The 22,185-nt window shown below is 71.5% G+C and carries 23 protein-coding genes; 12 read left to right on the top strand and 11 right to left on the bottom strand.

Translation table 11 applies throughout. The annotated features are described in order from the left end of the window. Positions 1-9: 9 nt before the first annotated feature. From EXE58_RS09200 to EXE58_RS09180, 6 genes are all read right to left on the bottom strand, one after another. Entirely contained in the window at positions 10-768 is a 759-nt protein-coding gene (locus EXE58_RS09200) for an enoyl-CoA hydratase-related protein (RefSeq protein ID WP_135267602.1), read from the bottom strand. A 31-nt stretch (positions 769-799) separates the two neighbouring features. After that, complete coding sequence (locus EXE58_RS09195) at positions 800-2,020, bottom strand: ABC transporter permease (protein ID WP_135267601.1); 1,221 nt, start codon at positions 2,018-2,020, stop codon at positions 800-802. Further along, positions 2,017-2,685 carry an ABC transporter ATP-binding protein gene (locus tag EXE58_RS19490; RefSeq protein WP_167288763.1) on the bottom strand — a complete coding sequence of 223 codons (669 nt, stop codon included), beginning with the start codon at positions 2,683-2,685 and terminating at the stop codon, positions 2,017-2,019. The genes EXE58_RS09195 and EXE58_RS19490 overlap by 4 nt, the downstream gene beginning before the upstream one ends. Next, positions 2,682-3,575, bottom strand: a complete 894-nt coding sequence (locus EXE58_RS19485) for an efflux RND transporter periplasmic adaptor subunit (RefSeq protein ID WP_167288761.1) — start codon at positions 3,573-3,575, stop codon at positions 2,682-2,684. Before EXE58_RS19485 ends, EXE58_RS19490 begins: the two co-directional genes overlap by 4 nt. Positions 3,576-3,726: 151 nt before the next feature. Further along, a complete protein-coding gene (locus tag EXE58_RS09185; RefSeq protein ID WP_135267599.1) occupies positions 3,727-4,371 on the bottom strand; it encodes a hypothetical protein in 645 nt (214 codons plus the stop codon). A gap of 181 nt (positions 4,372-4,552) precedes the next feature. After that, positions 4,553-4,876: a hypothetical protein gene (locus EXE58_RS09180; protein WP_135267598.1), complete on the bottom strand. Its 324-nt coding sequence runs from the start codon at positions 4,874-4,876 to the stop codon at positions 4,553-4,555. Positions 4,877-5,032: 156 nt separating this feature from the next. On the opposite strand from EXE58_RS09180, the gene EXE58_RS09175 reads away from it, so the two are divergent. The 5 genes from EXE58_RS09175 (at position 5,033) to EXE58_RS09155 (ending at position 9,902) form a co-directional block, all read left to right on the top strand. Continuing rightward, positions 5,033-6,640, top strand: coding sequence for a molybdopterin-dependent oxidoreductase (locus tag EXE58_RS09175; RefSeq protein ID WP_135267597.1), 1,608 nt, complete (start codon positions 5,033-5,035; stop codon positions 6,638-6,640). A gap of 260 nt (positions 6,641-6,900) precedes the next feature. After that, positions 6,901-7,551, top strand: a complete 651-nt coding sequence (locus tag EXE58_RS09170; protein ID WP_135267596.1) for a fasciclin domain-containing protein — start codon at positions 6,901-6,903, stop codon at positions 7,549-7,551. Between the two features lie 48 nt (positions 7,552-7,599). Further along, positions 7,600-8,205 (top strand): ECF RNA polymerase sigma factor SigK, encoded by a 606-nt coding sequence (sigK, locus tag EXE58_RS09165; RefSeq protein ID WP_135267595.1) that lies wholly within the window; start codon positions 7,600-7,602, stop codon positions 8,203-8,205. Continuing rightward, positions 8,202-8,906 carry an anti-sigma factor gene (locus tag EXE58_RS09160; protein ID WP_135267594.1) on the top strand — a complete coding sequence of 235 codons (705 nt, stop codon included), beginning with the start codon at positions 8,202-8,204 and terminating at the stop codon, positions 8,904-8,906. The genes sigK and EXE58_RS09160 overlap by 4 nt, the downstream gene beginning before the upstream one ends. A gap of 198 nt (positions 8,907-9,104) precedes the next feature. Then, complete coding sequence (locus tag EXE58_RS09155) at positions 9,105-9,902, top strand: hypothetical protein (RefSeq protein ID WP_135267593.1); 798 nt, start codon at positions 9,105-9,107, stop codon at positions 9,900-9,902. Here EXE58_RS09155 and EXE58_RS09150 read toward each other — a convergent pair. Continuing rightward, positions 9,877-12,642 carry an AfsR/SARP family transcriptional regulator gene (locus EXE58_RS09150; protein ID WP_167288759.1) on the bottom strand — a complete coding sequence of 922 codons (2,766 nt, stop codon included), beginning with the start codon at positions 12,640-12,642 and terminating at the stop codon, positions 9,877-9,879. The genes EXE58_RS09155 and EXE58_RS09150 overlap by 26 nt on opposite strands. Before the next feature lie 84 nt (positions 12,643-12,726). On the opposite strand from EXE58_RS09150, the gene EXE58_RS09145 reads away from it, so the two are divergent. The 6 genes from EXE58_RS09145 to EXE58_RS09115 all read left to right on the top strand — a co-directional run bounded on the left by EXE58_RS09145 (position 12,727) and on the right by EXE58_RS09115 (position 16,172). Then, a complete protein-coding gene (locus EXE58_RS09145; RefSeq protein ID WP_208544185.1) occupies positions 12,727-13,344 on the top strand; it encodes an RNA polymerase sigma factor in 618 nt (205 codons plus the stop codon). Next, positions 13,341-14,246: a hypothetical protein gene (locus EXE58_RS19480; protein WP_167288757.1), complete on the top strand. Its 906-nt coding sequence runs from the start codon at positions 13,341-13,343 to the stop codon at positions 14,244-14,246. The genes EXE58_RS09145 and EXE58_RS19480 overlap by 4 nt, the downstream gene beginning before the upstream one ends. A 111-nt stretch (positions 14,247-14,357) precedes the next feature. Then, entirely contained in the window at positions 14,358-14,792 is a 435-nt protein-coding gene (locus tag EXE58_RS09130; protein ID WP_244242504.1) for a helix-turn-helix domain-containing protein, read from the top strand. 10 nt (positions 14,793-14,802) lie between these two features. Further along, positions 14,803-15,264 (top strand): VOC family protein, encoded by a 462-nt coding sequence (locus EXE58_RS09125; RefSeq protein WP_135267590.1) that lies wholly within the window; start codon positions 14,803-14,805, stop codon positions 15,262-15,264. Next, complete coding sequence (locus EXE58_RS09120; protein ID WP_135267589.1) at positions 15,264-15,743, top strand: cupin domain-containing protein; 480 nt, start codon at positions 15,264-15,266, stop codon at positions 15,741-15,743. Before EXE58_RS09125 ends, EXE58_RS09120 begins: the two co-directional genes overlap by 1 nt. A 78-nt stretch (positions 15,744-15,821) precedes the next feature. Beyond that, a complete protein-coding gene (locus tag EXE58_RS09115) occupies positions 15,822-16,172 on the top strand; it encodes a hypothetical protein (RefSeq protein ID WP_135267588.1) in 351 nt (116 codons plus the stop codon). Between the two features lie 19 nt (positions 16,173-16,191). Here the strand turns inward: EXE58_RS09115 and EXE58_RS09110 are convergent, their stop codons facing one another. Then, on the bottom strand, positions 16,192-16,563 hold the full coding sequence (locus tag EXE58_RS09110) for an MmcQ/YjbR family DNA-binding protein (protein ID WP_135267587.1): 372 nt from the start codon (positions 16,561-16,563) through the stop codon (positions 16,192-16,194). Between the two features lie 30 nt (positions 16,564-16,593). After that, positions 16,594-17,268, bottom strand: coding sequence for a winged helix-turn-helix transcriptional regulator (locus EXE58_RS09105; protein ID WP_135267586.1), 675 nt, complete (start codon positions 17,266-17,268; stop codon positions 16,594-16,596). A gap of 126 nt (positions 17,269-17,394) precedes the next feature. On the opposite strand from EXE58_RS09105, the gene EXE58_RS09100 reads away from it, so the two are divergent. Beyond that, positions 17,395-18,816 carry an FAD-binding oxidoreductase gene (locus EXE58_RS09100; protein ID WP_135267585.1) on the top strand — a complete coding sequence of 474 codons (1,422 nt, stop codon included), beginning with the start codon at positions 17,395-17,397 and terminating at the stop codon, positions 18,814-18,816. A gap of 111 nt (positions 18,817-18,927) precedes the next feature. On the opposite strand, the gene EXE58_RS09095 is transcribed toward EXE58_RS09100, so the two are convergent. Both EXE58_RS09095 and EXE58_RS09090 read right to left on the bottom strand, forming a co-directional pair. Further along, positions 18,928-20,088 carry an acyl-CoA dehydrogenase family protein gene (locus EXE58_RS09095; protein WP_135267584.1) on the bottom strand — a complete coding sequence of 387 codons (1,161 nt, stop codon included), beginning with the start codon at positions 20,086-20,088 and terminating at the stop codon, positions 18,928-18,930. Positions 20,089-20,134: 46 nt separating this feature from the next. Continuing rightward, positions 20,135-22,177 carry an acetyl/propionyl/methylcrotonyl-CoA carboxylase subunit alpha gene (locus EXE58_RS09090; RefSeq protein ID WP_135267583.1) on the bottom strand — a complete coding sequence of 681 codons (2,043 nt, stop codon included), beginning with the start codon at positions 22,175-22,177 and terminating at the stop codon, positions 20,135-20,137. Positions 22,178-22,185: the final 8 nt, after the last annotated feature.

Raw genomic sequence — 22,185 nt, 5'->3', positions numbered from 1 at the left:
TACCGGGGGCTACTTGCCGCGAGTGAGGAACGCCGTCATCGCCTCGCGCGCCTCGTCGGACGCGAACAGCCGCGTGCTCGTCGTGGCCATCTCCTCGCCGAGGGCGTCGATGCGGGCGAGGAGGTCGCGGTTGAGGATGCGCTTGGACTCGCGCAGGCCCTGCGGAGCCCCGGTCGCGAGGCTGGCGCAGACCTCGGTCACCTTGGCGTCCAGCTCCTCGGCGGGCACCGCCAGCGTGACCAGTCCGTACGACGCCGCCTGGGCGCCGGTGAAGACCTCGCCGCCCAGCGTGGTGAGGGCCGCGGCCCGCGGGTTCATCCGGTGGTGGACGGTGAGGCTGATGATGGCGGCTGCCAGGCCGAGCTTCACCTCGGTGAGGGCGAAGGTCGCGCCCTCGGCACTGATCGCGACGTCGGCGGCGGCGATGATCCCGATGCCGCCGGCCCGGACCGCGCCGAGGTTCTTGGTGACGACGGGCTTGTCCATGGAGGCGATGAGCCGCTGCAGGTCGACGATGGCCCGCGTCCCGGCCTCCATGCCCTCGGCGCTCGCCTCGCTGAGGTCGGCGCCGGAGCAGAACACCTTGCCCGAGCTCTGGATCAGCACGACCCTGACGGCGTCGTCGCCCGCAGCCGCCTCGAGGTGGCCGAAGAGCTCGGTCACCAGCTGCCGGCTCAGGGCGTTGCGGTTGTGGGGGCTGTCGAGGGTGATGGTGGCGATCGCGTCGGCGACGTCGTAGGTCACGAGCTCCGCGGGCTGGTCAGACATGCGCACAAACTACCGATCCCTGGATGTGGGTTCAGGAACGCATGGCCTCGAGCGGCGTGATCGAGGCCGCCCTCATCGCCGGGACGATCGCGCCGGCCAGGCTGGCAACCACCCCGAGGAACGTCATGACCCACGGCAACGCTGGCCACATGACCAGCGTCCAGCCGTGGACGCCGCACCAGGCAGCAGCAGACGCAACACCGAGTGCGCTCCCCAGGACACCGGCGACCAAGCCCGCCACAGCCGATTCGGTCAGGACCAGCAACGCGATGCGGGAGCGGCCCCATCCCATGGCCGACCGCAGTCCGAGCTCCCGGAGGCGGTGGTGGACCGACATCATCAGCGTGTTGGCGATGGCGATCATGCCGACAAGGCCTACGAATGCACCGAGTGCGGCGCCCACCAGTCGCAGGTCGCCGCCCACGGAGCTCACCAGCCGCTCCCCGTCCGCGGGGGTCACGTCCCTGAGCGCCAGCTCGCCCATGGGGTCCACCGCCCCGGTGGCGTACTCCGCCACGGCTCGGGCTGATCCCGGGCGGACGTGTGCCACCAGACGGACGTTGGCCGCGCCGGCTCCGAACGAGTCGACCGCCACGTGGCGACTGATCAGCACACCCTGCTCTGCATAGTCGAAGCCCGCGGAGTTCTCGACGATCCCCGCCACGCTCAGGCTGACGCCGCCGACCACTACATGGGCGTCCCCCACGCCCGACCCATCCGGCGAGAGGCCCAGCTCGCCGGCCAGCCCTGCCCCCACCCAGGCCAGACGGGAGCTCGGCGCCAGGGCCAGCACCTCGGGGGCCGCACCGGCGACCACTCGGGTGCCCGATGCTGCGATCCCACCTGGGTCAGCCACGAGCAGGGGCGCCGCCACCGCCACGTCGCCCGCCGACCTGGTGACCCGCGCAGAAGGGTCCCACGTCGAGAACTCTCCGACGCTTCGCACCGGCTCCAGCCGGTCGACCAGAGCCACCTGCGCCGAAGGGAAGCCTTCGACAACCGGGGCTTCTGCCTGCACCACGGCATGGGCCGAGCGCTGCAGGTCGAACCGGAGGTCGATCTGGGCCTGTTGGGTGTCGGCGATGGTGAGGGCCGCAAGTGCGCTCGCGACTCCCAGGAGGATCCCTGACATCATGCTGATCGCGTGCCACGGGCGGCCCAGCAGCGAAGACGCTGCATCACCGCCCAACAGCCTGCCGGCCCGGAACAGGTGTCGCGCGACCCCGACGCCCGGCTCGAACCACTGTTTCATGCACGACGCCCGTCGATGATCGAGACGACATCGTCAGCCATCGCGGTTGCTCTGGTGTCGTGGGTGACGACGATGAGCGTCGCCCCCTCGTCCGTCACCCTCGCCAGCAGGTCGAGGATCGCCTGTCCGGTCGCCTGGTCCAACGCCGCAGTGGGCTCGTCCGCGATCACGACGCTCGGGCGCTTGGCGAGAGCGCGCGCTATGGCAACTCTGTGCCGCTCACCGCCTGAAAGGTTCGCAGCACGCCGATCTTGCAGCTCCTCCAGACCCACGAGCGTCAACACCTCACGTGCACGCTCCCTGCGCGCGTGCGGCGGAGTGCGCATGTCGGTGAGCCCCAGCTCCACGTTGGCGATGGCCGAACGCTCGTCGATGAGGTGTGAGTTCTGGAACACGAACCCGAGGTGGAGCGATCGGAAAGCTGCCAAGGCTCGTCGCGACCGACCTACGACCTGCTCGCCTGCGAAACGGTACGAACCTTCCGAGGGCATCTGCAGGGCTCCGATGATCGAGGCCAGCGTCGACTTTCCTGCACCTGATGGGCCCATGACGACCGTGGAGCTGCCGGCCTTCACGTCGAGATCGAGCGGGTGCAGGATGCGGGTCAGGACGGGACGTGCGACCTGGAGACCGACCCCCCTCAGCTCGATGAGCGGAATGCTCACGGGCGCCTCGGGTCCAACAGGACCAGCTCCTGGCCGACGCCCAGTCCTCGACCCGACAGCTCGACGTGACCGGCAGCGGTGATCCCGACCGATACCGGGACCTCGTGGGTCTCTCCATCCTCCACCACCAACACGACCTGCCGTCCGCTGCTGTCCGCCTTGAGGACGGACGCCGGCGCGTGCAACACCTCCCCCTCGCTGGAGGCAGCCACGACGCCCAGCCGAGCATCGCCACCCGTGACGCGGCGGGCAGGTGACACAGTGACGTAGCCCGGCGCGCCGCGCCCACGCGGCACGACGACGACGCGGGTCACGTCCACTCTGCGCCCGTCGACCTCGAAGTCCAGCGACCCACGAGCCAGCTCCCCCGACGAGTCCGGGACCTGGCAGGTGAACCGGGTCGAACGGGTGCCCACCTGCATCAGCTCTGTGCCGGGTCGGGCAACGCTCCCACGGGTAACGGCGACACTGTCCACCACAGCGCCGCTCGGTACGGCGACGAGCGAGGTCAGCGGTATCACGCCCGCTGGACCAAGAGGGTTGAACTGCTCACGCCACGCCTCCAACGTCCCGGAGTCGACGATGCCGTCAGCCTCGGAGATGACACCGGCTCGCAGCAGTGCCCTCTCGAGCCGCGTCACGTCGGGGCCCCGGTCTCCTGCCGCCAGCGGCCTGTAGAACGGAGCATTCGTCACCACGGCGATGAGCGGGACGCCCGCGACGGACGCGAGCCGCGTCCCGGTTCGCACGGCCTGCCCCGCAGGCACCACGCGGGTGACGACCGGTCGGAATCCGCTCGGCGGTGTAGGAGCGTCGACCCCCAGCGTCGTTCTGTCGCGTTGGCAGGCGTACCACGCAGTCTGACGCAACACACCGCGTTCGATCGCCACCGTGGGCGGAGGAAGGGTCGGAGACTCACGGCGTGCGCGTGCATCATCGGGCGACATCACCGTAATTGCGACGAAGCCCAACCAGATGGCCGACGCCACGATGACCCCGCCGAGGAAGTTGGTGAAGTGACCCGGTCCGTGCGAGCCATGGTCACGGGACATAACCCGCCCCGACCAGTTCGGCGGCATACGCCTCGATCACCTCACGATGCTTCTCCACCAAGGCCGGGCGAACCTCCAGCAGGAGTCGCCCGAACTCGCGGAAGTACTCGTCCGCGCAGTCTGCATAGGCGTCGGCCCACTGCTCGATCTGCGAACTGGAAGTCCTCTTCGCGAGCGTGTCGACGTCCACCCCCCGCAAGAAGCTGTTGATCGGGTCGACAGGGTCCACGTCTCGCCCCGTGCTGCCGATGAGGCACTCAGCCACGGGCTGCCGCAGGGAGTCCATCCGCGGGTCCTGGTCCACTGCCATGACCACGTCGTTCCACGTCTCACCCAGTGCGAGCCAGTCCCCCTGCGAGCGCCAGTCAGGGGCCAGATCGGGACAGGATGGATCCAGGGTGTCGAGGACGCGGTCTTCGCTCTCCGTGGCCCGTGGCTCAGCGAACCCACGCTCGCGAATCAGGTTGAGATCCGGGAAGTGGGACTGATCGTGCCGGTTCTGCGTGCTGTCGACAGGCAGCGGATCGCCGCCGCACTCGCGAATCGCCACGCCTCGGCTGAACTCACGAACCCGCATCCCTCTGCGCACACCTGGTCCGGGCACCATGAAAGTCGCGTCGACCACGTCACTCATGACCTGGGGGTCCACGTTCCGCACGGCGGGCTCGGCGTGTCCACATCCCCCAAGGACGCCCATCGAGAGCACGACGGCGCCGCACAGCAGAACCCTTCTCATTCGGCCCCCGTCGCGCCACCGGGTGCCGGCCCCAGGGACTTCGGGGGGTTCCAGAGACCGGCATCCAGCTGACAGATTCTCAGTAGAGATAGCTGACGCCCTGGTTGTAGGTGTAGCTCTGGCCTCGGATTGCGCGCCCGCTCACCATGTTGCCGATGACCTTGTCCCATCCGTCGTTGGCGGAGCTGACCCAGACGTAGCCGTAAGTGCTGGTCTGCCAGCTGCCGTCCTTGTGGAAACGGCCTCGGACGTAGTCACTGATCGCGCCTGTCGTACCGGCATACGCCCCGTCGCACGTTGAGGTGGCCGAGAACTGTGCCGAGTTCGAGATGTTCGTCGCTGTGTGCTTCCACCCGGCCGTGCATGTGGCCGCCTCGGCCGGAGCGCCCATCGAGAGAGGCACCGCTACAGAAGCTGTCAGAACACTGACGAGCGTGAGGACTTTCTTCACTTGTCTACCCCATTTCGCGACGGCCCGAGTGGCCGCGAGTGACGAGAACGTAGCGAGTTGCAACTCGCTGTTGCTACGTGCGTTCGGCTGGCGAGACCGTGGTTGAAGATGGGAGCAGAACAGGGTCCTCACAACGTGATCAGCGCGCGGGGCCATCCGCTGTGCCGCTCGCTCCGAACCCCTCACGTGCTGACTCCCTCACGGACCGACCTGCGCCACGCGTCGTACGGCGTCGTGTCGACGCTGCTCGGCATGGGGGCTGCCCACCTGCTCGCCGGCCTCACGGTGCCGGCCGCCTCCCCGGTGCTGGCCGTCGGGTCGACCGTCATCGACCTGACGCCGACACCGCTGAAGGAGTGGGCCATCCGCACGTTCGGCAGCGCCGACAAGATCGTGCTGGTCGGCTCGGTCGTCGTGGTCGTGCTCCTCCTCGCGGCACTGACCGGGGTCCTCGCGGGGCGTCGCCCCACCGCCGGGCTGATCGCCCTCGTCGGCCTGGCCGCAGTGGCCGGCGCCCTGGCTGCGACGCGTCCGGCAGCCGGCCCCCTGGACCTGCTCCCCGCCCTGCTCGCCGCCGCGGTCGGCGCCACCGCACTGTGGTGGCTGACGCGCCTGGACGACAGGGCCACTGACGGGCCGCCCGATGGGGCCGGCGGTCCGAGCCGGCGCGGGGTCGTGCTCGCCACGGGCGGCCTGGCCGCGGGGGCGGTCGCCCTCGGCGGGCTGGGCCGGTGGGCTGCGTCGTACCGCCTCGGCGGCACCGACGTGACCCTCCCCGAGGCGACGGGCCCCGCGCCGGCCTTCCCCCGAGGCCTCGAGGAGCGGGTGCCCGGCATCACGCCGCTGCGCACCCCCACCCGCGACTTCTACCGCGTGGACACCCGGCTCTCGCTGCCGGTCGTCGACGTCGACGAGTGGACCTTGACGATCGACGGCGACGTCGACCAGGAGGTCACGCTCACCTTCGCCGACCTCGCCGCGATGGGCGTCGTCGAGCGCGACATCACCCTCACCTGCGTCTCCAACCCGGTCGGCGGGCCCTACGTCGGCGGCGCCCGCTGGCTCGGTGTGCCCCTGCGTGACGTGCTCGACAAGGCGGGCATCAGCCGAACCCGTGCCGACCAGATCCTCTCCACCGACGTCGACGGCATGACGATCTCCACGCCGCTGCGCGTCGCCCTCGACGGCCGCGACTCGCTCATCGCGATCGGCATGAACGGCGAACCGCTGCCCCGCGAGAACGGCTTCCCGGCGCGGATGGTGGTGCCGGGCCTCTACGGCTTCGTCAGCGCCTGCAAGTGGATCTCACGGATGACCCTGACGACGTACGACGACGAGCTGGCCTACTGGACCGAGCGCGACTGGGTCACCGACGCACCCATCAAGCTGTCCAGCCGCATCGACACGCCGCGCCCGCTCTCGGACCAGGCGCCCGGCAAGGTCGTGATCGGCGGGATCGCCTGGGCCCAGGGCGTCGGCATCGGCCGCGTCGAGGTCAGGGTCGACGGGGGAGCCTGGCAGCGGGCGGAGCTCGGCCCCGAGGTCGACGACGACTACTGGCGCCAGTGGTTCCTCGAGTGGGACGCCCAGCCCGGCCAGCACTTCCTCGCCTGCCGGGCCGTCGACAAGGACGGCCAGGTGCAGACCCCGGTGCGTACGACGCCCTTCCCCTCGGGCTCCACCGGCGTCCACGAGATCGCCGTCAACGTCTCCTGACCCCCCAGTCGGCGTGAACTGCTCGCCCAGTCGGCGCGAAGTGCATGCCGAGTCGGCGCAAGACCCGCCCCCCGTGAGCGCCAAGCGCCGACTCGGCAGGAGGCAAGCGCCGACTCGGCAGGAGGCAAGCGCCGACTCGGCGGGACGTAAGCGCCGACTCGGGAAAAAAGTTGAAAGTCGGACCAATCCGGCCCCGCCACCGCTCCGAACACCTCATGAACCTGGGCCGACCGGCCCTCACCCAAGGGAAGGGAAGAGCCATGAAGCGCACCATCTTGAACCGTTCCGTCGGCCTCGCCGCGATCGCGCTCACCGCGTCGATGGGCCTGGCAGCATGTGGCAGCGAGGACACCGACAGCGCCGCCGCCGACGACACCACCAGCGAGTCTTCGGCCCCCATGGAGTCCGAGAGCCCCATGGAGACCGAAGAGGCCGCGATGGCCGCACCGTTCGGGCCCGGCTGCGCCGCGGTCCCGACCGAGGGCGAGGGCTCCGTCGAGGGCATGGCCGACGACCCGGTCGCCACCGCCGCGTCCAACAACCCGCTGCTGACGACGCTCGTCACCGCCGTCAAGAAGGCCGGCCTGGTCGACACCCTGAACAGCGCCGAGGACATCACGGTCTTCGCGCCGACCGACGACGCCTTCGCCAAGATCCCGGCCAAGGACCTCAACGCCGTCCTCAAGGACAAGGCCGCGCTGACCGCGATCCTCACCCACCACGTGGTGCCCGGCCAGCTCTCCCCCGAGGACGTCGCCGGCACCCACGAGACCCTCAACGGGGACCAGATCACCGTCGAGGGTGCGGGCGAGGAGTTCACCGTCGAGGGCGCGGCAGTCATCTGTGGCAACGTGCCCACGGCGAACGCCACCGTCTACGTCATCGACACGGTCATGATGCCCCAGATGTGATCGGACCGATGTGACCTGCGATCGACCCTGATAGGCGAGGATCCTCACGTGGAACACCTCAGGCCCGTTCCAGGCGGGGCGCCCGACAAGGGCGCCCCGTCCGGGGGCAAGCACGAGCTGGGCGAGCTCCTCTCCCGCGCCAGTCGCGGGGACGAGGCGGCGTTCGCCGAGTTCTACGACGCCACGTCCGCCCGGGCCTACGGCCTGGCGCTGCGCGTCGTACGCAACCCGGCCCTCGCCGAGGAGGTCGCCCAGGAGGCCTTCCTCGACGCGTGGCGGACCAGCAGCAGGTACGACGCCGCCCGCGGCAGCGCCGCCGGCTGGTTCCTCACCATCGTCCACCGCAAGGCCGTCGACCGGGTCCGGTCGGTCGAGGCCGCGACACACCGAGACGAGACCTGGCAGCGCGAGTCGCAGCCGGTCGACCACGACCAGACCGCAGAGGTCGCGCACTCCTCCCTCGAGGCCCAGCGCGTGCGCGGTGCGGTCGCCACCCTGACCGACGTCCAGCGGGAGGCCGTCGAGCTCACCTACTTCGGGGGCTACACCCACACCGAGGTGGCCACCATGCTCGAGGTGCCGCTGGGCACCGCGAAGACCCGCATCCGCGACGGGCTCATCCGCCTGCGCGACGTCATGGGAGTTGGATCATGAGTGACATCCACAAGCTCTCGGGTGCCTATGCGCTGGACGCTCTCGATGACCTCGAGCGCGCCAGGTTCGAGGACCACCTCGCCACGTGCGACGACTGCGCGGCCGAGGTCGCCGAGCTCCAGGAGACGGCGGCACTGCTGGCCGAGACCAGCGCCGCACCGGCTCCGGCCTCGCTGCGCGAGGGCGTGCTCGCCGGCATCTCGCAGGTCCGGCCGCTGCCGCCCGCCGTCTCACCACGTCGTGCGGTGAGCCGGTGGTTTCCCCTCCTGGTGGCCGCCGCCCTGGTCCTGGTGACCGGGGTGGGGCTCACCGTCTGGCAGCCGTGGGCCTCCGACGAGGCGCCACGCCTCACCGCCGCGGAGCGCGTGCTCCAGGCACCCGACGCCGAGGAGGTCGCGGTCGACCTGGGCGAGGCCGGTCGCGCCAAGGTGGTCCGGTCGGTCAGGGAGGACCGCGCGGTCCTCGTCACCGACGACATGGTCTCCGCCCCCGAGGGCAAGGTCTACGAGGTGTGGCTCCAGTCGCCGGAGGGCGAGATGCTCCCCGCCGGGCTGATGCCCGACGACCCCGACCAGACGATCGTGCTGGACGGTGAGGCCGGCGAGGCCACGGCGGTCGGCATCACCGTCGAGCCCGACGGCGGGTCGCCGGAGCCGAGCGGGGAGCCCATCGTGCTCTTCGACCTCAGCCAGGCGACCTGACGCACTCGAGTCGGCGCCAACCCATCGTCCAGTCGGCGCCAAGTCATCGCCGAGTCGGCGCAAACCCTTCGTCGAGTCGGCGCAGACTTCTGAGGAAGCGCCGACTCGGCGGGAGCCAAGCGCCGACTCGGCGAATCTTGAGCGGTTCTTGAGCGGGTCCCCGCAAGGTACGGGGCACGACCTGGAAGGAGCCGTACCATGCACACCCGATCCAAGCCCCGAGCCGCGAGCCGTCTCGCCGTCACTGCGCTCGGCGTCCTCGCCCTGACCGCCACGGCATCGACAGCCGCGAGCCCTGCCTCCGCGCTCGAGCCCGGGACGCTGAGCCTCACCGGGCCGACGTCCGCCACGGTGGGCTCCCCCGCCGTGATGACCGCGAGCGGCCACGTGCCGTCCGACGCCTATCTCGAGCGCTACGTCTACGTCTACTCGATCCCGACGAGCGTCGTCTCCGCCTGCCCGGCGGCTCGCACGAACGCCCTCCAGCTCTCCTCGGCCTCGTCGGGGCAGGGTGGCGACACGGTCGCCTTCGTCAACGTCACGGGCGACTTCTCGGTCCCGATCGCCTACACGCCGAGCCACGCCGGCACGTTCCTGCTGTGCGGCTACCTCTCGGAGATGGTGTACGACGACGCGACGGCCCAGCACGTCGTGACCGCCGTCGGCGCCCCGGCACCGCCCAGCCCGCCGGCGCCCCCGGCCCCTGCCCCGACCTCGCCACCGCCTGCCGGCGCCGCGGCGACGGCGCCGAGCAGCGACACCCGTCCGCGGGTGGTCCAGCGCGGCAACCGGCTGGTCTGCAAGCGCGGGACCTGGACCGACGCGACGTCGTACAGCTTCCGCTGGAAGGTCGGCGGCCGCACCCACAAGGGCGCCACGTCCACCCGGCTGAGGGTCACGCGCGCGATCCGTGGCAGGAAGGTCCAGTGCGCGGTGACGGGCCGCAACGCGGTGGGCAGCAGCACCGTCCTCAGTCGCCCGCTCCGGGCGCGCTGACACGCCTGCAGAGCACGAGTCCGCGATCGAGGGCGGCGGCCAGGTCGAGTGCGCCGCCCTCGGTCCGTGCCCGCTGCAGCTCCTCCGACGACAGGCCCGCCACGGCTCTGCCGGTACGACGTTCGCGGAGCACGGCGTCGGCCGGCACGAGCCGTGCCCCGTCCTCCTCCATGGCTCGATCCGTGGCCGCCAGGAGCACCACTGCCTCCCGGTCCTCGCCGAGCAGGGCCGCGAGGGCTGCCAGCTGCTCGACGCTCTCGATCAGCCGGTAGCGGTCGTCCTCGGCGCGCAGCACGGCGACGACCTCCGGCACCAGGCTCGCGACCTCCTCGACGGCACCCTCGGCCAGGGCGGCGCCCACCAGCCGGCCCTGGACGAGCACGCGCTCGTAGTCGTCGCGAGCCACTGCGTGCGCCTCGGCCAGCACCTCTCGCGCCCGGCCGGTCGCACCCACGTCGGTGGCGGCCAGGGCGAGGTTGAGCAGCGGGATCAGCAGCGTCAGGGCGGGGTCGGCGAGCGAGCGGCGCAGGGCCAGTGCCTCCTCGGTGAGGCCGAGTGCCTCGTCGGCCCGCGCCAGGTCGCGCGTCAGGCCGGCGACGGTGTTGAGCGCCCTGGCCCGCCAGCCGTCGTCGAGCCCGGGCGGCAGCAGCGCGAGGGCCTCCCTGCCGTGCGCGATGGCCCTCTCGGTGTCACCCTGCTCAGCGGCGCACACCGCGAGCCCGTAGTGGGCCCGTGCTCGCAGGACCGGCGGCCCGTCGGGTGCTGCGGCCAGGGCACGCGCGAGCCACTGCACGTCCTCGGAGCCGGGTGTCGCCCGATACCAGTACGGCGCCAGGTCGGTCGCCAGCCCGAGCAGCCGCACACCCGCAGGCGACTCCTCGGCGGCCACCGAGGCGAGGTGGGCGAGGGCCGCCCTCAGGTTGCCGAGCTCGGCGCGCAGGCGAGGCAGCCAGGTGCGCCGGTCGGACACCATGCCCGGAACACCTTCGGCAGCCAGGGTCCGGCACCACTCGGCATGCGCCTCTCGAACCGGCAGCAGCGAGGGACCGGCCAGCTCCGTGGCGAACTCGCGGATCGTCTCGAGCATCCTGAAGCGGCCGTCCTCGGAGACCAGGAGGTTCGCCCGCACCAGTGCGGTGAGCGGGCCCGTGTCGCCGACGACCGCGGCGGCGGCTGTCTCGGTGAAGCCGCCCACGAAGACCCCCAGCCGCCCGAACACGGCGGCCTCTGCGCGCGGGAGCAGGTCGACGCTCCAGGAGATCGCGGCGCGCAGCGACTGCTGGCGCTCGGTCCGGTCACGCGGGCCCTCCACGGCCAGGTCGAGCGGCCGGTCGAGCCCGGAGACCATGTCGGCGAGCGAGACCTCGTCGGCACGGGCGGCGACCAGCTCCAGCGCCAGCGGCAGCCTGTCGAGGGCCGAGCACAGGCGCTCGAGCTCGGCCTCCTGCGAGGCATCGAACCACGGCGCCACGGAGCGCGCACGGGTGAGGAAGAGTCCGCGGGCCTCGTGCAGGTCGAGGGGCTCGAGTCGTCGCACGTGCTCGCCGTAGACCCGCAGTCTCACCCGGCTCGTCACCAGCGCACGCAGGTCGGCACCAGCGGCCAGGAGCTCGCTGACGAGCGGCGCCGCGTCCTCCACCTGCTCGAAGTTGTCGAGCAGCAGCAGCGCTCGGCGGTCACGGACCCAGGTGCGCAGCGCGCCCGTGATGTCGTCGGGCGCAACCAGTCCCACGGCGTCGGCGATCGCCTCGGGCACGGTCGTGGGGTCGGTGACCGCCTGCAGGTCGACGAACCAGACGCCGTCGGGGAAGTCGGCGGCTGCTTCGTGCGCGACGCGCACGGCCACGCGGGTCTTCCCCACCCCGCCGGGGCCGACCAGGGTCACCAGCCGGTGCTCCCCCACGTCCTTCCGCAGCCGGTCGACATCGTCCCGGCGTCCGACGAGCTCGGTCACCGGAGCCGGGAGGTGTCGCCGCGCCCGCAGCTCGGCGTCCTCGACCATCAGCGCCGGGTCGTCGGCCAGGAGGGCAGCCTGGAGGCGTCGCAACGTCTCGCCGGGGTCGAGACCGGTCTCCTCGACGAGCCGCCGACGCGCGGCGTCGTACTCCTCCAGCGCCTCGGTGCGACGGCCGCACCGGTGCAGGGCAAGCAGCCGCAGCTCGAGGATGCCCTCGTGGAGGGGGTTCCTCGCGGCCAGGTCGTCCAGCGTGGCGAGCACCTCGCGGTGCCGGCCGAGCGCCAGCGCGGCACGCGCGGCGACCTCCTCGACTGCTACGCGCAGCTGGTCGAGCCGGTGTGCCTCGAGCGCCGGAACGCGAAGGTGTCGCTGGTCCTGCCAGGCCGGCCCGCGCCAGAGCGCGAGGGCCTCCCTGGCGGTCGTGAGCGCCTCGTCCGTACGGCCCTCCCGGAGCAGGGCCGCGGCCCGGTCGGCGCCCGCGTCGAAGGCCTCGACGTCACCCACGACGGCGTTCGTGCGGTAGCCCGCGGCGGTGCCGACGATCAGGCCGGGGTCGCCGATCGCCTTGCGCAGGGCAGAGACGTAGACCTGCAGGCTGCGCACGGGGTCCGCCGGGCCGGCGCGGCCCCACACCTCCTCCACCAGCGCGTGGGTCGACACCACGGCCGGAGCTGACGCGAGAAGCAACGCCAGCACGGCCCGCTGCTTGGGCCCGCCGAGGTCGACCTCCTCGCCGTCACGCCGTACGACGAGTGGGCCGAGCGCTGCGCATTCCACCGCCACGCCCGACAGTCTGCCGCCTGTGGGGACCCCTCCGGGCCGGGATGCGTCCTTGCGGCTTGAGGTCGTGGGGTAGAACCTTGCCGCGTGTCCGAGTCCGCTGACCCGCTCGACCCGGCCGTCGAGCGGATGCTCGGCGGCGACGAGGCGGCGTTCCGCGAGGTCTACCGGACGGTGCACCCGCCGCTGTTGCGCTACCTCACGGTCCTGGTCGGGGTCGACGACGCGGATGACGTGGCCAGCGAGGCGTGGGCGCAGGCCTTCCGCGACCTGGACAGGTTCAGCGGCGGGGCGGACGGCTTCCGCGGCTGGTTGACCACCATCGGCCGCAACCGTGCCCTCGACCACCTGCGCCGGCGGCAGCGCACCCGCGAGACGGGGCTCGACGACCTGCTGGACCGCCCCTCCGACGCTGACGTCGAGCGGGAGGTCCTCGACGCGAGCGGCACCGACGCCGCTCTCGCGCTGGTCGCGGACCTCCCGCGCGACCAGGCCGAGGCGATCATGCTGCGCACGGTCCTGGGGTTCGACGCCCCCACAGCGGCCCGCATCCTGGGCAAGCGTCCCGGGGCGGTCCGCAGTGCCACGCACCGTGGGCTGCGGGCCCTGGAGAGAGAGCTGAAGAAGCACCCGGAGAATTTTTCTGAGTTTTTTCCGAGGACCCGTGACACTTCGCGCGCTCCCGACGCTGAGGGACCGAGATGAGCAACCACGACCGCCGCCTGTCGCGCCGAGACGCCGAGGAGATCCTCGCGTCGCCGGCGCAGTCCGACCACGCCGTCGGACCGGTGCTGGACGCGGTCGCCGCGCCTGCTCGCCCCGGTGAGCTGCTGCGTGAGGACGCCGCGGTCGCCGCCTTCCACGCGGCTCGTCTCAGTCCTGCCACGACTTCGAGGAGCGACTCCCCCGTGCCCAAGACCACACGCACCGCCGCGAAGGCCTTCCTCGCCACCGGCGCCGTCGTCGCACTGACCTCCGGCGGCCTCGCGCTCGCCGCGACCGGTCACCTGCCGACGCTCCCGGACCAGGCGTCCGACCGTGCCACCGAGGCCGTCGCCAAGCACGCCACTGACTCGCCCAGCGAGACGGCGAGCACCACGGCCACCGAGACCGCGACTGAGACGGCGACCACCACGGAGGGCGCGTCGGAGACGCCGACGGAGACCCCCTCGGAGACCCCCACCGAGTCCCCCGAGACCAAGGCCGCCCCCACGCCCAACCTCGAGGGCCTCTGCAACGCCTTCCAGAACGGCAACCGCACCGACAAGGGCAAGTCCCTCGACAGCGCCGCCTTCGCCGCGCTCGCCACGGCCGCCGGCGGCAAGGACGCCATCGCGACCTACTGCGTCTCGCTGATCGGTGAGCCCAGGACGGAGAAGCCCGAGCCGGTCAAGCCCGAGAAGACCAAGCCGGCCAAGCCCGCCCCCACCAAGCCCGTGAAGCCGACCACCCCGGCCAAGCCCACGAACCCGGTCCTGCCGACCAAGCCCGCGAAGCCGACCACCCCGGCCAAGCCCACGAACCCCGTCCTGCCGACCAAGGCCTCGAATCCCACGAAGCCCGTCAAGACCGCAGGGGGGAAGCCGGAGGGCGTCGGCAAGAGCTGACACCACAGGCGTGGACTGGCCGGCCCTATCCCCCCGAGGGGCCGGTCAGTCCGCATTCTCGGGGACCTAGCGACGCCCGGCCGCGGCCCGGGCGTCGCTAGCGTCGTACTCGTGCTGACCCCCTCCGAGGACACCAACCGGCGGATGCTGCGTGCGCGCGACGCGATGGACCGTCGGTTCGCGGAGCCGCTGGACGTGCCCGCCCTGGCCGGCATCGCCCACCTGTCGGTGTCGCAGTTCGCCCGCGTCTTCAAGGAGACGTTCGGCGAGACCCCGCACCGCTACCTCCAGCGGCGCCGCGTCGAGCGGGCGATGACCCTGCTCCGGCAGACCGACCGGCCGGTGACGGAGGTGGCGTGGGACGTCGGGTTCGCCAGCCTCGGCACGTTCAGCCGCACCTTCAGCACGATCGTCGGCTGCTCGCCGAGCGAGTTCCGCGCGACCCACGAGCCGGTGCACGTGCCGTCCTGCTTCATCGCCGCCTGGACGAGGCCCCGGGAGGGGACAGTGGTTTCGGAGAAGCGCGACCTGCCCGGTGGCCCCTAGCGTTCTGGTCATGACGAACCACATCAAGACCCTCAGGATCACCACCCTCCACGTCCTCGACCAGGAAGAGGCGCTGTCGTTCTACTGCGGCGTCCTCGGGTTCGAGGTCAAGGACGACGTCGACATGGGCTTCATGCGCTGGTTGACCATCGCCCTCCCCACCGACCCCGAGCACCTCGTGCTCCTCTCCGTCCCCGGGGCGCCGATGCACGACCAGGAGACCGCCGCCCAGGTGCGCGACCTCCTCACCAAGGGTGCCCTCGGCGGCATCTTCCTCACCAGCGACGACATCCACGCGACGTACGACGCCGTGGTCGCCGCGGGCGCCGAGATCACCCAGGAGGTCGTCGAGCAGCCCTACGGCACCGACTTCGGCGCCCGGGACCCCTTCGGCAACTCCGTCCGGGTCAGCCAGCCGGCAGAGGTCTCCTCCGAGGAGATCCAGCGGCAGTACGACGCGGCCCGCGCCTGATGAGCTACCCGCCGCCGCTCTACGACGGTGAGTCCGGCGAGGTCTCCGCGCACGTCGTGCGCGCCGGGATCGAGCCGGCCACCGTCTACCCCAACGGCAACAAGGTCTTCTACCTCGCCCAGGGAACCGAGACGACCGGAACCTTCGGCCTCTACCGCTGGGAGTTCGCCGGCCCCGAGAGCGGTCCCGCGGCGCACTTCCACCGCACGATCACCGAGTCGTTCTACATCCTCGAGGGCACCGTCTCCATCTATGACGGCAAGGCCTGGGTGAAGTGCCACGCCGGCGACTTCGCCCACGTGCCCGCGGGCGGCGTCCATGGCTTCCGCAACGAGGACGGAGCGGCCAAGATGCTGCTCCACTTCGCGCCCGGCGCTCCTCGCGAGGCCTACTTCGAGGCCCTGGCCGAGGGCATCGGCGACATGGACCAGGACCAGTACGCCGCGTTCATGGCCGAGCACGACAACCACTGGCTCTGACCAGGCTCCATCCGTCATGCGGAACCGCACGCATGCGTTCGGCTTCGCATGACGGATCTTGTCGCTACTCTCCGCAGCATGAAGTGGCTGCTCCTGGGTCTCCTCGGAGGCAGCCTGATCTCGGGGTTGATCGTGTGGCAGGGCCAGCGCCCGACCCACTGCGAGCACGGCATGGTCATCACGTCCAACCCCGGGGACACGACGACGGACTACACGGGCCAGCGGACGCCTGGCGCGGCCCTGAAGCAGGCGTTCGGCCGGCTCCCGCACGTCGCGAGTGACCCCAGGTCGCCCGACGAGGGCGACGACGCCGTCACCTACTACAGCTACGACGACGCGGTCCGCCTCGAGGCCATCATCAAGGTGGAGCGCGGGAGGCACGACAACTGGTTCGCCACCTCCGTCGCGACCTGCTCCCCCGCGCCCTGAAGCGCGTGACCCCCGGGCCTCAGGGGCGGGCGACCTGCTCGGCGAGGCTGGGGGGCGCCTGGATGCAGTAGGAGTCGGTGAGGAGCTCGGCGAGCTCGTCCCAGTCGGTGTCGTCGTCGAGGACGAGCCCGATGGCGTTGCCGCCCCAGCCGGAGCGGAAGTAGGGCCCGCCCATGTGCTCGAACGCCGCCACCTCGTCGGGCTCACCGCGGAAGGTGATCCGGAAGACCTGGTCCTCGCCGCCGAAGATGTGGGCGACCGTGGCACCTCCCACCCGCCAGCGGGTGCCCGTCCATGCCGGCTCCTGCGCGCACCTGGACAGGGCTCCGAGCACCGCGTCGACGCGGCGCACCCAGGCCTCCGGGACGAGCGGTCGGTCAGCGAGTGCCACGTCGTACAGCCTCCCACCCGGCTACGACACTCACGCACCCACGGGCAGCGGCACCGGGGCGAACGGGCTGCGGGTGAACCACGTCGGCAGCTCGCGCACGAGCAGGCGCGGACCCGCGATGGCCAGGTCCCCGGCCTTGACCGCGCCCAGCAGGTCGCGGCGCCCCATCCAGTAGTCGATCATCGTCTCCACGTGGCCGGCGACCTCCACGTCGACGTCGTGCCCGGGATCGGTCAGGCACAGGTCCACGGCCGACGGCTCCAGCACGAGCCAGAAGTGGCTCTTCCCGTCGCTGGACCCGCGCAGGTGGAAGTGCACGACCACCCGCCGGTCGGGCAGGGCCGCGGTGTCGACGTTGCGGTGGATGTCCCACATCAGCAGGGAGGCGTCGAAGTGCTTGGCGATGACGTCGCCGCGAGCCCACCGCTGCCCCCAGATGCCCATGGACTCGATGACCGGCCACAGCTCCCTGCCGGCCTCGGTGAGGTGGTACTCGCTGCCGACGTGGTCGACCACGCCGACGCGCTCGAGGGTCTTCAGTCGCTTGGAGAGCAGGGCCGGTGACATGAGCGGGACCCCGCGACGCAGGTCGTTGAAGCGGGTGCTGCCGCACAGGAGCTCGCGGACCACCAGCGGGGTCCACCTCTCGGTGAGCACCTCCGAGGCCATCGCCACCGGGCAGAACTGTCCGTACGTCGTCGTCATCCCATGACGGTAGGACCGCTACGGGTTCTGTACCAGTACAGAATCGATACTCGCGCGCCTCCCCTCCCCGGGGCGACGGTGGTCAGGCACCACCCACCGACCCCGATCCACCGTCCGGAGGACACCATGACCGTGCTCGACATCCCCACCACCGAGGCGCTCGCCGGCGACTTCTCCGGCGAGCTCATCACCCCCGACCACCCGTCGTACGACGACCAGCGGCGCATCTGGAACGGCGAGATCGACCGCCGGCCGGCGCTCCTTGCGCGGTGCGAGGGCGCGCGCGACGTCGCCGCGGCCCTGCGCTGGGCCCGTGACCACGACCTGGCCGTCTCCGTGCGCGGCGGCGGTCACGGCATCGCCGGGCACTCGCTCGTCGACGATGGCGTCGTCCTCGACCTCTCCGGGATGCGCGGCGCCGTGGTCGATCCGGGGGCGCGCACCGTCTCGGCGCAGGGGGGCGCGCTGAACGCCCACGTCGACCGCGAGAGCCAGGCCTTCGGGCTGGCGATGACCAGCGGCTACATCAGCCACACCGGCATCGCGGGGCTGACCCTCGGCGGCGGGATCGGCCACCTGATGCGGAAGATGGGGCTCGCGATCGACGCGCTGCGGTCCTGCCAGGTCGTCACGGCCGAGGGCGAGATCGTGCGGGCGTCGGAGTCGGAGAACGCCGACCTCTTCTGGGGCCTGCGCGGAGGAGGCGGCAACTTCGGGGTCGTCACCGACTTCACCTTCGAGCTGCAGCCGCTGGGGCCCACGATCCTGGCCGGGCTCGTCGCGTGGCCGGCCGAGCAGGCGCCGACCGTGCTCGCGTTCCTGCGCGACTTCATGGCGGACGCTCCCGACGAGGTGGGCCTGATGGCCAACCTCCGCCTCGCTCCGGCCCTGCCGCTCTTCCCCGAGAACCTGCACGGCAAGCCGATCATCGGCCTGGTGGCGACGTACGCCGGCCCGGTCGAGGAGGGCGAGCGGGTGCTGGCACCTGTCCGCGCCCTCGGCACGCCGGTGCTCGACACCATCGCCGCCAAGCCCTACGCGGCACACCAGAAGTTCCTCGATCCCGCGGTCCCGCACGGGCGGCACTACTACTGGAAGTCCCACCGGCTGGGGCCGCTCACCGCCGAGGTGATCGACACGATCGGCGAGCACCTCGCCACGATCAGCAGCCCGCTGTCGACGGTGCCCATCTTCAGCTTCGGCGGGGCGATGAGCCGGGTGGCCGAGGACGCCACCGCCTTCCCGCACCGCGACGCGAGCCACGACATCAACATCATGGCGTCCTGGCTGCCGGAGCAGGCCGGCGAAGCCGACCGCCACCGTGCGTGGGTGCGGGGCTTCTTCGACGCGCTGGCCCCCCACAGCCGTGGGGTCTACGTGAACTTCACCAGCGACGACGCGCAGACCCGCGTGCAGGAGGCCTACAGCGCGACGCAGTGGGACCGGCTGCGGGCCCTGAAGACGACCTGGGACCCCGACAACGTGTTCCGCGGGAACGCCAACATCCCGCCGCTCGCCGGTGACCTCACCGTCCCGCGCGCCCGCTGACAGCCATCACCCGGGGGACATCTGAGGACGTGGTGGACGGCTGAGGGGGCTCGATCCGTTCACCACGTCCTCAGATACCCGGGTTTGGCGCGGGCGTCGAGCTGAGGCGGCTCAGTAGGACTTGGGCAGCCCCAGGCTGTGCATCGCCACGAAGTTGAGGATCATCTCCCGGCTCACCGGGGCGATCCGGCCGAGGCGGGCGGCGACGAGCATGTTGGCGAGGCCGTACTCCACGGTGAGGCCGTTGCCGCCGTGCGTGTGCACGGCGACGTCGGTGGCGTTGCAGGCGATCTCGCCGCCGGCGTACTTCGCCATGTTGGCGTACTCGCCGGCGCCCATGTCGTCGCCTGCGTCGTAGAGCGCGGCGGCCTTCTGCCACAGCAGGCGGGCCTGCTCGAGCTCGATCTTGGCCTTGGCCAGCGGGTGCGCGATGCCCTGGTGGGAGCCGATCGGCGCCTTCCAGACGGTGCGCTCCTTGGCGTACTCGACCGCCCGGTCGATGGCGAACTTCGCCATCCCGCACGAGAAGGCCGCGCCCATGATCCGCTCGGGGTTGAGCCCCGCGAAGAGCTGCACGAGCCCGGCGTCCTCGTCGCCGACGAGCGCGTCGCCGGGCAGCCGGATGTCGTCGAGGAACAGCGTGAACTGCTTCTCGGGAGCCGACCAGGCCATCGGGATGACCTGCTTGCTGAAGCCCTCGGCGTCGGTGGGTACGACGAACAGGGCGGGCTTGAGCTTGCCCGTCTTCGCGTCCTCGGTGCGGGCGACGATGAGCACCGACTGGGCCTCGTCGACACCGGAGATGTAGGTCTTCTGCCCGCTGAGCACCCACTCGTCGCCGTCGCGACGCGCAGTGGTGGTGATGTTGTGGGAGTTGGAGCCGGCGTCGGCCTCGGTGATGCCGAAGGCCATGGTGAGGGAGCCGTCGGCGATGCCGGGCAGCCAGCGCTGCTTCTGCTCCTCGGTGCCGTAGCGGCCGATGATCGAGCCGCAGATGGCCTGGCTGACGACCATCATCAGCAGCGGCGCACCCTGGCCGGCGGCTTCCTCGAGGACCGCGGCCAGGTCGGACATGCCGCCCCCACCGCCGCCGTACTCCTCGGCGATGTTGACGCCGAGGAAGCCGTTGCGACCCATCTCCAGCCACAGCTCGGTGGTCTTGCCACCCTCGGCCGCCTGCTTCTCGATGTACTCGCGGCCGTACTTGCCCGCGAGCTTGGCGACGGCCTCGCGCAGCGCGACGCGCTCCTCGGGCTCGGTGAAGTTGGTCATCTTGTTCCTCTCTGACCTGGGTTTCGTGACAGGACTTCGTCGTTCCTCAACCAGCGGTGGTCTCGTCGTCGCTCACGACGACCAGGACCTGGCCGGCGGCGACCTGCGTGCCTGCCTCGACGTTGAGCTCGGCGACGACCCCGTCGGCCGGCGCGGTGATGCTGTGCTGCATCTTCATGGCCTCCATGACCAGCAGGAGCTGGCCGGCCTCGACCCGGTCGCCTGCCGCCACCGAGACGCTGATGACCGATCCGGGCATGGGGGCCAGCAGGGAGCCGGCGACGACCTGGTCGGCCGGGTCGGTGAAGCGCGGCGGGTGGTGCCACGCCGACGCACCGTCGGGGCCGTCGAGGTAGACGTCGCGAGCGCCGGTGCGGGTGTCGCGGACGATCCGTCCCGACCACGTGCCGGCCACGCCGTCGACCTCGAGGCGCACGCTCTCCGGCGTGGCTGCGAGGACGGTGGCGCCGTCGACCGCGAACCCGGTGCGGGTGCCGTACCACTCGACGATGACCTCGTCGCCGGAGTCGGCTCGGCCGCCAGCACCCGGGATCAGCACAGTGCGCTGCGGCTGCGACACGACGTTGCGCCAGGCGGCGGGGATGCCCGCCTGGACCGTACGACGCGCCGCGTCGTCCGCTGCGACGAGCAGCGCGGCTGCCACGGCAGCTGGATCGGTGCCGCTGGCAGCCTCGGCCGGGGCCGTCTCGCGGGTCTCGAGCCAGGACGTCGTGACGTCCATCGAGGCGAAGGCCGGGTCGGTGAGGATCTCGATGAGCTGGTCGCGGTTGACCGTCATGCCGTGGATCCGGGCGCGGCGCAGTGCGGAGACGAGCTGGCGGATCGCCTGGTCGCGGGTGGGCGCCCACGAGATGACCTTGGCGAGCATGGCGTCGTAGTGGGTGCCGACCTCGTTGCCGGAGGCGAAGCCCGAGTCGAGGCGGACGCCGGCCCGCGCGAGCGGCCCGAACTCCGCCTCGTGGTCGATCTCGAGGGTGACCAGCCGACCTGACTGGGGGGTCCAGGTGGAGTCCTCCGCGTAGAGCCGCACCTCGATGGCGTGGCCGTTCAGGTCGCCGCTGGTCGAGGAAGGACGGAGTCCTGTCACGAGACCACTGAGACCGCCACCCGACGCCACCGCCAGCTGCAGCTCGACCAGGTCGACACCGTGGACCAGCTCGGTGACCGGGTGCTCGACCTGGAGGCGGGTGTTCATCTCCAGGAACCAGAAGCGCTCCTTGGAGGGGTCGTAGAGGAACTCGACCGTCCCCGCGCCGCGGTAGTCGATGGCTGCGGCGGCTCGCCGGGCGGCCTCGTGCAGCTCCTTGGCGACGTGGTCGGGCAGTCGCGGGGCGGGGGCCTCCTCGACGACCTTCTGGTGACGGCGCTGGACGGTGCAGTCGCGCTCACCGAAGACGACGACCTCGCCGGCGCCGTCGCCGACGACCTGCACCTCGACGTGACGGCCGGCCTCGACGTAGGGCTCGACGAACACGGTGCCGTCACCGAACGCGGAGGTCGCCTCGGCGGAGGCCGTCGCGATCTCGCGCTCGAGCAGGGAGAGGTCGCGCACGATGCGCATGCCGCGACCACCGCCGCCCGCGGACGCCTTGACCAGCAGCGGGAGGTCGGCCTCCATCTCGCTGGTTGAGGAGGTCGTGCTGCGACCGTCACGAAACCATGCGGGCGCCTCCAGGACGGGCACGCCGGCGGCACGCATCAGGTCCTTGGAGCCCACCTTGGACCCCATCGACTCGATGGACTCCGGGGCGGGGCCGATCCAGACGAGCCCGGCCGCCTCGACGGCCCGGGCGAAGCCGGCGTTCTCGGACAGGAAGCCGTAGCCGGGGTGGATGGCGTCGGCACCCGACCTGCGAGCGGCCTCGATGACGAGGTCGGCGCGCAGGTAGGTCTCGGCGGGCGTGTTGCCCGGGAGGCGCACGGCCCGGTCGGCCTCGGCGACGAACGGCAGCTCGGCGTCGGCGTCGGAGTGGACGGCGACGGTGTCGATGCCGAGGCGCCGGCAGGTGGCGAAGACTCGTCGGGCGATCTCGCCGCGGTTGGCGACGAGGACTCGGGTGATGGTCATGGTCGGGC

Source organism: Nocardioides seonyuensis (genome assembly GCF_004683965.1).
Classification (GTDB): domain Bacteria; phylum Actinomycetota; class Actinomycetes; order Propionibacteriales; family Nocardioidaceae; genus Nocardioides; species Nocardioides seonyuensis.
This window is presented reverse-complemented; position numbering and strand designations above follow the sequence as displayed.